This is a genomic window from Mesorhizobium sp. f-mel, from assembly GCF_053850215.1.
This window is the reverse complement of sequence record NZ_JBSPTO010000025.1, coordinates 22,101-34,614: the sequence shown is the minus strand read 5'-3', so window position 1 is coordinate 34,614 and position 12,514 is coordinate 22,101. Positions and strand designations below refer to the sequence as shown.

General features: G+C 62.1%; 10 protein-coding genes. 4 read left to right on the top strand and 6 right to left on the bottom strand.

The genetic code is table 11. From position 1 onward, the window contains the following. The 5 genes from ACWUKX_RS24185 to ACWUKX_RS24165 form a co-directional block, all read right to left on the bottom strand. A complete protein-coding gene (locus ACWUKX_RS24185; protein ID WP_287112907.1) occupies positions 1-885 on the bottom strand; it encodes a cytochrome b/b6 domain-containing protein in 885 nt (294 codons plus the stop codon). A gap of 114 nt (positions 886-999) precedes the next feature. After that, positions 1,000-1,683: a DUF1345 domain-containing protein gene (locus tag ACWUKX_RS24180; RefSeq protein ID WP_127211939.1), complete on the bottom strand. Its 684-nt coding sequence runs from the start codon at positions 1,681-1,683 to the stop codon at positions 1,000-1,002. Positions 1,684-1,815: 132 nt separating this feature from the next. Then, complete coding sequence (locus ACWUKX_RS24175; protein ID WP_127211940.1) at positions 1,816-2,310, bottom strand: YaiI/YqxD family protein; 495 nt, start codon at positions 2,308-2,310, stop codon at positions 1,816-1,818. Continuing rightward, positions 2,297-2,572, bottom strand: a complete 276-nt coding sequence (locus ACWUKX_RS24170) for a hypothetical protein (protein WP_128345515.1) — start codon at positions 2,570-2,572, stop codon at positions 2,297-2,299. Before ACWUKX_RS24170 ends, ACWUKX_RS24175 begins: the two co-directional genes overlap by 14 nt. Before the next feature lie 118 nt (positions 2,573-2,690). Then, positions 2,691-3,818, bottom strand: coding sequence for an S-(hydroxymethyl)glutathione dehydrogenase/class III alcohol dehydrogenase (locus ACWUKX_RS24165; protein ID WP_456009389.1), 1,128 nt, complete (start codon positions 3,816-3,818; stop codon positions 2,691-2,693). A 200-nt stretch (positions 3,819-4,018) separates the two neighbouring features. Here ACWUKX_RS24165 and ACWUKX_RS24160 point away from each other — a divergent pair, with 200 nt between their 5' ends. Continuing rightward, a complete protein-coding gene (locus ACWUKX_RS24160) occupies positions 4,019-6,031 on the top strand; it encodes an acetyl-CoA carboxylase biotin carboxylase subunit (protein ID WP_456009388.1) in 2,013 nt (670 codons plus the stop codon). Positions 6,032-6,367: 336 nt separating this feature from the next. Here ACWUKX_RS24160 and ACWUKX_RS24155 read toward each other — a convergent pair whose 3' ends face one another. Next, complete coding sequence (locus ACWUKX_RS24155) at positions 6,368-6,820, bottom strand: SMI1/KNR4 family protein (protein ID WP_456009387.1); 453 nt, start codon at positions 6,818-6,820, stop codon at positions 6,368-6,370. Between the two features lie 261 nt (positions 6,821-7,081). On the opposite strand from ACWUKX_RS24155, the gene dnaE reads away from it, so the two are divergent. From dnaE to ACWUKX_RS24140, 3 genes are all read left to right on the top strand, one after another. After that, positions 7,082-10,561: a DNA polymerase III subunit alpha gene (gene dnaE / locus ACWUKX_RS24150; RefSeq protein WP_456009439.1), complete on the top strand. Its 3,480-nt coding sequence runs from the start codon at positions 7,082-7,084 to the stop codon at positions 10,559-10,561. 76 nt (positions 10,562-10,637) lie between these two features. Next, positions 10,638-11,465: a methyltransferase gene (locus ACWUKX_RS24145; RefSeq protein WP_456009386.1), complete on the top strand. Its 828-nt coding sequence runs from the start codon at positions 10,638-10,640 to the stop codon at positions 11,463-11,465. Between the two features lie 147 nt (positions 11,466-11,612). After that, entirely contained in the window at positions 11,613-12,413 is an 801-nt protein-coding gene (locus ACWUKX_RS24140) for a potassium channel family protein (protein WP_456009385.1), read from the top strand. Positions 12,414-12,514 lie beyond the last annotated feature (101 nt).

Below are 12,514 nucleotides of genomic sequence, written 5' to 3'. Positions count from 1 at the left end.
TCACGCACTCCTCTGGGGCGTCTTGCTGCCATGGGCCGCCGGCGGATCGGTTCGGTACCAGCCGGTGATGATGGAACGCAACTCGTTGATCGGGCCGGCGGCGAAGATCATCAGTATATGGACGATGAAGAAGCCGACGAGCAGCAGCATTACGATGAAATGAATCGTCCGCGCCGTCTGCCGGCCGCCGAGCAGATCGTTGAGGAACGGCAGCACCGCGTTCATGCTCGGCGACATGGCAAGGCCGGTGATGATCATCAGCGGCAGTAGCACGAACATGACGCCGCCATAGGCGATCTTCTGCAGCGTGTTGTACTCGCGCCTGTGGTGGAACTTGAGCCTGGCATGATCGGTGATGTCTCGCGGCAAGCGCCTGAGATCGTCGATGCGCGGGGCAAGATCGCGGCGCAGATGGCCGTTGATCAGGCTGGCGACCAGCCAGACGACCAGTGTCGTGGTCAGTATCCAGGCGAAGAAGAAATGGACGACGCGGGCGGTGCCGAGGTCGTAGTAGGAGGGGATCGTCGCCCAGGACGGGAAGGCGCGGGACGTCTCCCGACCCGCCGGCCCCGACCAGCCGAGCACACCGGTCGTATCGAAGCGCTTGCCGAAGATTTCGGTGTAGCCGCGCGGACCGTTTGCGGTGTTCTCGGCGCCGATGGCGAAGATGGTGTTGTTGTATGCGAATCCCGACTCCTTGCCGATATAGAGCTGGGGGCGGGCGTTGAAGATCTGCAGGCCGGAAAGCAGCATGAAGAACAGCGAGATGGCCCAGAGCCAGTGCGTCAGCCGAGTCCAGCGCGACTGCCGGTAGATCAGCGTTGCGTCCTTCGGCGCGGCAGTATCTGGCCCGACGGTGGATTGGCTCCTGACAACCGATTCCATTTTTTCGCGTCCTTCCGGCCGCTCAGTCGGCCTTTCCGATCGTTCTCCTCCCAATACGTTGCCAGCCAAAGCGATGTTTCATCCGATCACGAAATTATTACGGCCTGCCTGGTACTACCGGCTCCCGAGACTAACGGCGAGGTTGACCGCGGCGGCGACGATCACTGTATTGAAAAAGAACGACACGATCGAATGCAAGAGCACGATGCGACGCATTTGCGTGGTCGAAACCGCGGTATCGGAGGTTTGTGAAGTCATGCCGACGGTGGTCGAGAAATAGAGGAAATCCCAGCCGTCCGGCCGCTCCTTACCCGCAAACACGAGGCCGCCGACGGGCTTTCTCTGCTTCGCTTTGCTGCCGGGGTCGGTCTCTTCATCGTTCAGCCAGTAAACATGGGCGTAATGCAGCGCCGTCATGGCGTGGATGGTGAACCAGCCGAGCGGGATCGACAGCAGCGCGAAGGTGAGTTCGACAGGATGCGCGCTGCGCTCGCGATTGATCAATTGGAACAACGAGATGATGGCGACGGCGACGACAATCAGCGTCACGCCAAAGATGACCAGCACCGGCTGGTCGGTGGCGCGGGCATTCTTGCTCAGATAGCGGTCGGTGAGCAGCGGCATCTGGGCGACGACGATGACGGTGTAGGCGGCGAAAAACGCATTGGCGCCGATCGAAAAGGCGAGCGGAGTGCGCAAGAGCAGCGCGATCGCCAGCGCCACTACACCGATGCAGGCCGACACCGCGAACTGCATGTGGCGGTGAAGTGGTTTCTTCAGGGGCATCTCGGTCGTCATGGCCCGGCCTCTGATGGCGGTCCGTCTTACGCCGCTCGTCTTTTAGGACTCGGACATTATAACACTTTTGACTGTGCCCATGATGCCGAAGATCGATTCCCGATTTTGCTGCGCGATCTCCGGTTCAAAGCGCTAGCCCGGTGCGGCGGATTTCAGCGCACGCCGCAAGATGCGGTCGAGCTCGCCGAGAAACCGTGAGCGGTCCTGCGGCGCGAAACCGGCATTGTAGCCCTTGCTCTCGCCGGTCTCGCGCAGATGCTGCTTGAGGTCGCGCATGGCCACCGCCATGCCGATCGTTTCCGGCGTGAACGGGCGCCCGGTCGGCCCAAGCACGTGGGCGCCGAGTGCCACCGTGCGGGCGGCAAGCGGGATGTCGGCTGTCACCACGATGTCGTTGGGCTTGGCATTGTCGACGATCCAGTCGTCCGCCGCGTCGGCGCCCTTGGAAACGACGACGTTGCGGATCATCGGATCGCGCGACGGGCGCAGGCCGCCATTGGAGACGAAGGTGACGACGATGCCATGGCGCTCGGCGACTTTCTCGACCTCAGCCTTCACCGGACAGGCATCGGCATCGACGAGAATCTGTAGGCGGCTTCGTTCTTGGTTGATGTTAGTCGTGTTCATACGGCGTGAATTTCAGCTCGTAGCCGCGCGGCTCGGTGCCGGGCGGCTCAGTGGGCTCAGTGTCATAGACGTAAATTCTTCCAGTGGAGGAGAAACCAATGTGTTGGCCGATGGTGCGTATCATATCGATCGCTTGATCCGCGTCCGACGCCCAAACTTTCATTCCAAAGAAAGCCGGCCCGGGCTCTGTTTCAAAGTCCTCATTGGGAGATACAACCTCGCCCTCGGCCAGAACCGTGAAGTGACGGAACGCTGTCTTCATCCGCCCGTTCCGGAGCTTCAGTCTCCAATTCTTGAGAGTCTCAGGATTCATGGGAGTGCCTGATTAACTTCGCGGTGACTGCGAACGGCAATACGATCGCGAATTTTAACCTCCTTACCTAGTAAACCACCACGCTCCTGATGCTCTTGCCCTGATGCATCAGGTCAAAACCCTTGTTGATGTCCTCCAGCTTCAGCGTGTGGGTGATCATCGGGTCGATCTCGATTTTGCCGTCCATGTACCAGTCGACGATCTTCGGCACGTCGGTGCGGCCGCGCGCGCCGCCAAAGGCGGTGCCCATCCAGGTGCGTCCGGTGACCAGCTGGAACGGCCGCGTCGAGATCTCCTGGCCGGCGCCGGCAACGCCGATGACGACCGACTTGCCCCAGCCGCGGTGCGATGCTTCAAGGGCCTGCCGCATCACCTTGGTGCTGCCCGTGCAGTCGAACGTATAGTCGGCGCCGCCGATCTGGTCGGCGCCGCGCTTGGTCATGTTGACGAGATAGGGCACGATATCGCCATCGATCTCCTTCGGATTGACGAAATGCGTCATGCCGAATTTCTCGCCCCATTCCTTCTTGTCGTTGTTCAGGTCGACGCCGATGATCATATCAGCGCCGGCAAGGCGCAGCCCCTGGATGACGTTGAGGCCAATGCCGCCGAGGCCGAAGACGGCGGCCGTGGCGCCGATCTCGACCTTGGCCGTGTTGATCACCGCGCCGATGCCGGTGGTGACGCCGCAGCCGATGTAGCAGATCTTGTCGAAGGGGGCGTCGGGATTGACCTTGGCCACCGCGATCTCGGGCAGCACGGTGAAGTTGGAGAAGGTCGAGCAGCCCATGTAGTGGAAGATCTTGTCATTGCCGATCGAGAAGCGCGACGAGCCGTCCGGCATCAGGCCTTGCCCCTGCGTGGCGCGGATCGCGGTGCACAGATTGGTTTTCCTGGACAGGCAGGACGGGCATTGCCGGCATTCCGGCGTGTAGAGCGGGATGACGTGGTCGCCCTTCTTGACCGAGGTGACGCCCTTGCCGACATCGACGACGATGCCTGCACCCTCATGGCCGAGGATCGCTGGAAAGATGCCTTCAGGATCGGCGCCCGACAGCGTGAATTCGTCGGTGTGGCAGATGCCGGTCGCCTTGATCTCGACCAGCACCTCGCCGTTGCGCGGGCCGTCGAGGTCGACCTCCAGGATCTCCAGCGGCTTTCCGGCAGCGACTGCCACAGCGGCACGGGTTTTCATCGGGGCTCTCCTCTCCAGCCAAATCGGCAATCGAGGCGAGCTTTAGCGTATCTGCAGGTTCTGGACTATGGGACGAATTGACAGCTCGTGACCGGGTTTTGGTCGGTGTCAGCCGACTTGCGCCCGGGATATGCGCCAACTTGCCTTGACCGGCCGGGCGAAGCCCATCAAAGAAAGGCAGCCGAGGGAACGCAACCCGCATGTTCGCAAAAATCCTGATCGCCAATCGCGGCGAGATCGCCTGCCGCGTCATCAAGACGGCGCGCAAGATGGGCATCGCCACCGTCGCGGTCTATTCGGATGCCGATCGCGACGCCGTGCATGTCGAGATGGCCGACGAGGCTGTGCATATCGGGCCTTCGCCGGCCGCGCAGAGCTATCTGGTGCCGGAGAATATCATCGCCGCCTCCAAGGCGACCGGTGCTGAAGCCGTGCATCCCGGCTACGGGTTTTTGTCCGAACGCGCATCCTTCTGTGAAGCGTTGGAGAAAGAAGGCATCATCTTCATCGGCCCGAAACCCAAAGCGATCAGGGCGATGGGCGATAAGATCGAATCGAAGAAATTCGCCAATGCTGCAAACGTGTCGACGGTACCCGGCTGGCTTGGCGTCATCGAGAATGCCGGTCATGCCGAGAAAATAGCCGGCGAGATCGGCTATCCCGTGATGATCAAGGCCTCGGCCGGTGGCGGCGGCAAGGGCATGCGCATCGCCTGGAGCAAGGCCGAGGTGCGCGACGGGTTCCACCGGGCGCGGTCCGAGGCCAAAAGCTCGTTCGGCGACGACCGCGTCTTCATCGAGAAGTTCGTGGTCAATCCGCGCCACATCGAGATCCAGGTGCTGGCCGACGCGCACGGCAACGCGCTTTATCTCGGCGAGCGCGAATGCTCGATCCAGCGCCGCAACCAGAAGATCGTCGAAGAGGCGCCTTCGCCCTTCCTCGACGCCAAGACCCGGAAAGCCATGGGCGAGCAGTCGGTGGCGCTGGCCAGGGCGGTCGACTATCAGAGCGCCGGCACGGTTGAGTTCATCGTCGACAGCGAAAAGAACTTCTATTTCCTTGAAATGAATACACGATTGCAGGTCGAGCACCCGGTAACCGAGCTCGTCACCGGCATCGATCTGGTCGAGCAGATGATCCGCATAGCTGCCGGCGAAAAGCTCGCTATCAAGCAAAGCGATGTCAAGCTGAACGGCTGGGCGGTGGAAAGCCGGCTCTACGCCGAGGACCCGTATCGCAATTTCCTGCCGTCGATTGGCCGGCTGACGAGATACCGGCCACCGGAAGAGGGACGGTTCGGCGACGTCGTCGTCCGAAACGATACCGGCGTCACCGAGGGTTCGGAAATCTCGATGTTCTATGATCCGATGGTCGCCAAGCTGTGCACCTGGGCACCGACGCGGCTCGCCGCCATCGACGCCATGTCGGAGGCGCTCGACAGCTTCGTCGTCGACGGCATCGAGCACAACATGCCGTTCCTGGCGGCGCTGATGCAGCATCCGCGCTGGCGGGAAGGGCTGATATCGACCGCCTTCATATCAGAGGAATATCCTGATGGCTTCGCGCCGATCGCGCCTGATAGCCAGGAAAAGGCCATTTTCGCAGCCATCGCCACCGCGGTCGAACTGCTGCGCCGCGACCGGCTCGACCGGCTGGGCGGGCGGCTGGCGCCGCATTCGGGTGCCCTGAAACGCGACTGGGTGATCAAGATCGGCGAGGATTACCTTTCGGCCTCTGTCCTTGGAGGCATGATTTCCATTCCGCTGGAGCTCCACATGTCGATCGACGGTGGCAAGGCGCTGACGGTGGCGTCCGACTGGCGGCCGGGCGATCTCATCTGGCGCGGCACGGTCGGCGGTAGCAGGGTTGCCGCGCAGATCAGGCCGGTGCCGAACGGATTTCGCATCGCCTGGAAAGGCATGTCGGTGACGGCACGCGCCATGCTGCCGCGCACCGCGGAGCTCGAAAGGCTGATGCCGGAAAAAGTGGCGCCCGACACGTCGAAGATGCTGCTCTGCCCGATGCCCGGCCTCGTCGTGTCGATTGCCGTTGCCGAGGGGCAGGAGGTCAAGGCCGGCGAGACGCTGGCGGTCGTCGAGGCGATGAAGATGGAAAACGTGCTGCGCGCCGAGCGCGATCTTACCGTGTCGAAACTCAAGGCTAAGCCGGGCGACAGCCTCGCAGTCGATGCGGTGATCATGGAATTCGCGTGAGGCTGAAACCCGCCTCGACGCCCGTCAGAAGTTGGCGGGACAGCGCCCTTTCTGCATCCTACGAGATTGGCGAAAGCCGAGATGACAGCCAATCCCCCACTGGAGGGGGAGATGTCGGGCAGGACAGGGGGGCGCGAAGGAACGCGACTTCCAAAGCACGCTCACTGGAGGATGGACGAGGCGAGGCCGTGAGGAATTCAACTTTTCTGCTGTCGCAACGTATTTGTTCTTGCTTTGTTCCGGCAGCTATGTTACTAATCTTGGTATGGTGCTGGTTGGCGCCGACGGTTTTTTGTTTCAGGCTTCTTTTCGACTAACGTGGTGGGTGCTGCGGACTTAACTCGGCTCCTCGCGCCACGGCTCGACGTCGCAAAGGGCGTCAATCCACGCATGAAAACTTGGTGCAACCTCATCGACGGTTCTAAAGTCGTGATCGAAGAACCAAATTGCCCGCATGCCGGCGCTGTCACCGCCGAGCTGGTCTGCATTGAAGCAGAACTTGTTTCCGGACCCATCGCTCGCGATAGCCACAAGCCGATCGGGCATCCCGATCTCACGCCAGCTAAGCGTTTCCTCAACGATCTCCTTCGGAGAATAGAAGTCATGAAGATCATGCAGATCCAGTTCACGCTCGACGATCGCGTCTAACAGCGCGATTGTGGGCCGAGGCAACCCGACGTCAAGTACTGCTTGTCGATAGTCTTCGGGAAAGTGGACGCCCAGCTGCTGCTCAGCAGCACCCAAATCCTCCTCTGAGACTGACTCAGGGGATATGTAGGGATGGTCCACTTCTCAACGAATCGCGAAAGTGACATGCGCGCTACTTCCAACACGGAGTAGACTTGGCAGCTTGGGAACGCATGGCAACGCCCGCTTCCCAGCCATCTCGGTGAATCCGAGTTTATGGGTTCACGGCCTAATCACTACCGCTGGACTCGTGTTACCTGCTGCCGGACAATACATTTTCCCGGCTGAGTCCTTCCAAGCGGCGCTAAAAAAACCATGGCGAATGAGACACTTCCACGCGACCCGTTGCGGCGTGAGGCCTTCATGAAGGCATCGCGGCCGGAAGCGCCTGCGCGGCCGTTCATTCATCTGCGCGTGCATTCGGCCTATTCGCTGCTCGAAGGCGCACTGCAGCTCGGCACCGTTGTCGGCCATGCGGTGAAGGATGACGCCCCGGCCATCGCCGTCACCGACACCAACAATCTGTTCGGCGCGCTCGAATTTGCGCAAAAGGCGGTAAAGGAGGGCATTCAGCCGATCATCGGCTGCCAGACCGCTCTCGCCTTTTCCGGTGAAGCGAGCGACAGCCAGCGCGACCGCAGACGGCAAGGCCCGGAAATGCGGCCCGTGGTCCTGATCGCGGCGACCGAGGCCGGCTACAGCAATCTGGTAAGGCTGGTCAGCCGGGTCTATCTCGAAACGCCGCCCGGCGAGGCCGTGCATCTGACGACCGAGATGCTGCACGGCCATTGCGACGGCCTGATCTGTCTCAGCGGCGGGCCGCGCGGCCCGATCGGCAATGCTCTGAAAGAGGACCGCCGCGACCTCGCCGAGACGCGGCTTTTGGCGCTCAAGGCGCTGTTCGGCGACCGGCTCTATGTCGAGCTGGAACGGGTTTTCGGTTATGACCGGGCCATCGAAAAATCGTCAGTCGACCTCGCCTACATCAATGACTTGCCGCTGGTTGCCACCAACGAGGCGTTTTTCTCCTCGCGCGACGACTATGAGGCGCATGATGCGCTGATCGCCATCGCCGAAGGTTCGGTGGTCGCCGTGGACAATCGCCGGCGCCTGTCGCCCGACAATTTTCTGAGAAGCCAGGCTGACATGGCGAGGCTGTTCGCCGATCTGCCGGAAGCGATCGACAACACCGTCGAAATCGCGCTGCGCTGCTCCTACTATCCCAAGACCCGCAACCCGATCCTGCCCCGCTTTGCCGGCGGCGACGTCGCCGACGCCGATGCGGCGGTGAAGGCGGAGGCGCAGGAGCTTGCCAGACAGGCGCATGAAGGGCTGGAGGCGCGGCTCGCAGCGCACGGCCCGACCGCTGGCTACACAGCCGAACAATATCGCGAAAGGCTGGATTTCGAGCTCGGGGTCATCGAGAGGATGAAATATCCCGGCTACTTCCTGATCGTCGCCGACTTCATCAAATGGGCGAAGGCGCAAGGCATTCCGGTCGGGCCGGGCCGCGGATCGGGCGCCGGCTCGCTGGTTGCATATTCGACGACCATCACCGACATCGATCCGCTGCGCTTCTCGCTGCTGTTCGAGCGCTTCCTCAATCCAGACCGCGTGTCGATGCCCGACTTCGACATCGATTTCTGCCAGGACCGGCGCGAGGAGGTCATCCGCTACGTCCAGCAGAAATACGGTCGCGACCAGGTCGGCCAGATCATCACCTTCGGCACGCTGCAGGCCCGCGCAGTGCTTCGCGATGTCGGCCGGGTGCTGCAGATGCCCTATGGCCAGGTCGACAAGCTCTCTAAGATGGTGCCGTCGAACCCAGCCAATCCGGTCAAGCTCGCCGACGCCATCGCCAACGAGCCGCGCTTTGCCGAAGAGGCCGAGCGCGAGCCGATCGTGCAGACGCTGCTCGACATGGCGCAGAAGCTGGAAGGGCTCTACCGCCACGCCTCGACGCATGCCGCCGGCATCGTCATCGGCGACCGGCCACTGTGGGAGCTGGTGCCAATGTACCGCGACCCGCGCTCCGACATGCCGGTCACCCAGTTCAACATGAAGTATGTCGAGCAGGCCGGGCTGGTGAAGTTCGACTTCCTCGGCCTGAAGACGCTGACGGTGCTGGAGACCGCGGTCAAGCTGATCCGCCGCCGCGGCATCGAGATCGATCTCGCCCACATTCCGCTCGACGACCCCGATACCTATGCCATGCTGTCGCGCGGCGAAGTGGTCGGCGTGTTCCAGGTGGAAAGTGCAGGCATGCGCAAGGCGCTGATCGGCATGCGCCCCGACTGCATCGAGGACATCATCGCGCTGGTCGCGCTTTACCGGCCGGGGCCGATGGAGAACATCCCGACCTACAACGCCAGAAAGCATGGCGAGGAGGAGATGGCGTCGATCCATCCAAAGATCGACCATCTGGTGAAGGAGACGCAAGGCGTAATCGTCTACCAGGAACAGGTGATGCAGATCGCGCAGGAGCTTGCCGGCTATTCGCTGGGCGAAGCCGATTTGCTGCGCCGCGCCATGGGCAAGAAGATCCGCGCCGAGATGGACAAGCAGCGCGAGCGCTTTGTTTCGGGCGCGGTCGAGCGCGGCGTCGGCAAGCCGCAAGCCGACTTCATTTTCGACCTGCTGGCCAAGTTCGCCGACTACGGTTTCAACAAGTCGCATGCGGCCGCCTATGCCGTCGTCTCCTATCAGACGGCCTATCTGAAGGCGCACTACCCGGTCGAGTTCCTGGCCGCGTCGATGACGCTCGACATGGGCAACACCGACAAGCTCGCCGATTTCCGCCAGGATGCGCTGCGCCTCGGCATCGACGTCGTGGCGCCGTCGGTGATATCAAGCTTCCGGGCCTTCGAAGTCGGCGAGAACCGGATCTTCTATTCGCTGGCCGCGCTCAAGGGCGTCGGCGACGCGGCGGTCGAGCATATCGTCGCCATGCGCGGCGAGAAACCGTTCAAGAACCTCGCCGATTTCTGCGAAAGGGTCGATCCGAAGATCGTCGGCAAGCGCGTCTTCGAAAGCCTGATCATGGCCGGCGCGCTCGACTGCTTCGGCCACGACCGCGCCGCGATGATGGCGGGCGTCGAGCGGATGATGGGGCTGGCGTCGCTGGCGCAGCAGAATGCAATGTCGGGCCAGCACGACATTTTCGGTGCTTCGCTCGGCGCACAGTCGCAGGCGCTCAACCTGCCGGCGACCGACCCGTGGCTTGCCGCCGACCGCCTGCACCGTGAATTCCAGGTGGTCGGCTTCTATCTCTCCGCGCATCCGCTGGACGAATACAAGGCGGCGCTGCAGAAGATGCGGGTGCAGAACTGGGCCGAGTTCTCGGCCGCGGTCAAACGCGGTGCTGCCGCCGGGCGGCTTGCCGGCACCGTCACCACCAAGCAGGAGCGCAAGACGCGCACCGGCAACAAAATGGGCGTCGTGCAGTTCTCCGACACGTCGGGCCAGTATGAAGCGGTGCTTTTTTCCGAAGGTCTGGCGCAGTATCGCGACCTGCTCGAGCCCGGCCGATCGGTGGTGATCACCGTTTCGGCCGAGGACAGGCCCGAAGGCGTCAATCTGCGCATCCAGACGGTGCAGTCGCTGGAGGACGAGGCAAGCCGCATCCAGAAGGCCTTGCGCATCTTTGTCAGGGATGACCGACCGGCGTCGGCGATTCAATCGCAGCTTACCCAGCGCGGCGATAGCCAGGTGAGCATTATCGTCATCAAGGATGAGGCGCAGGGCGAGGTCGAGATCGAACTGCCCAACCGTTACCGCGTCTCGCCGCAGATCGCATCGGCCATGCGCGCGGTGCCGGGCGTGGTGGAAGTGGAACTGGTGTGAGCTAACGCGTCGCCGCCACACTGGGCATCGCAGACCACTCAAGGACGGAAAACGCACCAGCGGCGAACTTGCCGCGTTGACCAATACCCATCCGCAAGCGCTCTACCGGCTGCTGCGCGCCCTGGCATCGGTCGGCGTGTTCCATGAAGCGGAAGACCGGTTTTTCTCGCTGACCCCGGTTGGCGGCGCGTTGCGATCCGATGTTCAGCATTCGGTCGCACCGTGGGCGATTCTGGCCGGACGGCCGTATTTCCGTCAGGCATGGAGCGATCTGCTGCACAGTGTCAGCACCGGCGAAAATGCCTTTCGCCACGCTCATGGCAAGGGCGTTTGGGAATACCGGGCGGAGCATCCGGAAGAGTCCGTCATCTTCGACCGGGCGATGACGGCCATGTCGCGTGGCGTCGCCGCCGCGGTGATCGCGGCCTACGACTTCCGGCCGTTCTCTGTTGTCATGGATGTCGCGGGCGGGCAGGGCGCGCTGCTTGCCGAAATTCTCTGCCGCAATCCCGGCCAGCGCGGCATTCTTTTCGATCAGCCGCACGTCGTGGCGAAGGCCGGCCCGGTCTTTGACGCCGCGGGCGTGGCCAATCGATGCGACATCGTCGCCGGCGATTTCTTCGTCTCAGTGCTCGAGGGCGCCGATGCGGTTGTGCTTAAATGGATCCTGCACGACTGGGACGACGACACAAACATCCGGATCCTGAAAACCTGCCGCCGGGCGATGCGCCCAGACGGCAAACTGCTGGTGCTTGAGAGCATTCTGGCGCCGTCCAACGAAGGGCGCCGGCGCAAAATTCGGCGATCTGAACATGCTGGTCATGCCGGGCGGGCAGGAGCGCACGGCAGAAGAATTCGAGTTGCTGCTTGCGGCGACGGATTTCCAGGTCGCCAATATCGTTGAAGCTGGACCTCGCATCAGCATCATCGAGGCGGAACCGGTCTGATCGCTTTCCGGGTATGAAACGCTCCGGATGTTCTCAAGCCACAGCGGCTTCACCCTGCTCTGCCCCACTGGACGGCTGTCGCAGCGAGCGTTATCGCAGTTGTCATGAAGGCGCCAGACAGGGACGGAGCTCGGGATTCAGCCTTGACGCGGCTGCGCGGCACGCTGCGCAAGCTGTATCACGGGCGCACGCCCGCGGCTTTCCGGTTTCAACTGGTCGCGATCATCATCGACCTTGCCATCATCGCCTTCTTCATCGCCACACCGGTGATCCAGGAGTCGCCTTCGTTCCTCTGGCTCGATTATTCCGTGGCAGCGCTTGTCGCCGCCGACATGATTGCGCGGCTGCTTGCCTCCAACGACATGCTGCGCCTGATGAAACAGCCGGCGTCGTGGGTCGATGCATTTATCCTGCTGACGCTGCTGATGCCTTCAGCGCTAGCCAATCTGGGCTTCCTGCGCATATTGCGGCTGTGGTCGCTGTCGCGCAGCGGCGCGCTGTGGCGGTATCTCGAGATGCGCGGCCTCAAAAAATGGCGCGAGGCGAGCCACGCAGTCATCAATCTCCTGACATTCCTCCTTGTCATCACCGGTTTTGTCTACACCTTCTTCTTCCGCACTGGGGCCGGTCTCGAAGGCTATGTCGACGCGCTCTACTTCACTGTCGCCACGGTGACCACGACCGGCTTCGGTGACATCGTCCTGCCGGGTATCGCCGGCAAGCTCACCGCCATCGTCACCATGATCATCGGCATATCGCTGTTCGTCAGGCTGGCGCAGGCGCTCTTCCGTCCCAACAAGGTGTTTTTTCCTTGCCGGCAATGCGGCCTTCAGCGGCATGAAGCCGACGCCGTCCACTGCAAGGCCTGCGGGCATATCCTCAACATCCCCGACGAAGGCGACTAGGATGCGAGGTTAGAGCGCGGTTTTGGTGGAACTAAAACCGCGCTCTAACTCTTTGCTTTCACGCATTTTGTCGGACGCCAAACGAAGATGCTTGGCTGCAA

Coding starts and splice junctions, on each gene's coding strand:
- ACWUKX_RS24185 (WP_287112907.1), bottom strand. CDS start 885: ATGGAATCGGTTGTCAGGAGCCAATCCACCGTCGGGCCAGATACTGCC.
- ACWUKX_RS24180 (WP_127211939.1), bottom strand. CDS start 1,683: ATGACGACCGAGATGCCCCTGAAGAAACCACTTCACCGCCACATGCAG.
- ACWUKX_RS24175 (WP_127211940.1), bottom strand. CDS start 2,310: ATGAACACGACTAACATCAACCAAGAACGAAGCCGCCTACAGATTCTC.
- ACWUKX_RS24170 (WP_128345515.1), bottom strand. CDS start 2,572: ATGAAGACAGCGTTCCGTCACTTCACGGTTCTGGCCGAGGGCGAGGTT.
- ACWUKX_RS24165 (WP_456009389.1), bottom strand. CDS start 3,818: ATGAAAACCCGTGCCGCTGTGGCAGTCGCTGCCGGAAAGCCGCTGGAG.
- ACWUKX_RS24160 (WP_456009388.1), top strand. CDS start 4,019: ATGTTCGCAAAAATCCTGATCGCCAATCGCGGCGAGATCGCCTGCCGC.
- dnaE (WP_456009439.1), top strand. CDS start 7,082: ATGAAGGCATCGCGGCCGGAAGCGCCTGCGCGGCCGTTCATTCATCTG.
- ACWUKX_RS24140 (WP_456009385.1), top strand. CDS start 11,613: ATGAAGGCGCCAGACAGGGACGGAGCTCGGGATTCAGCCTTGACGCGG.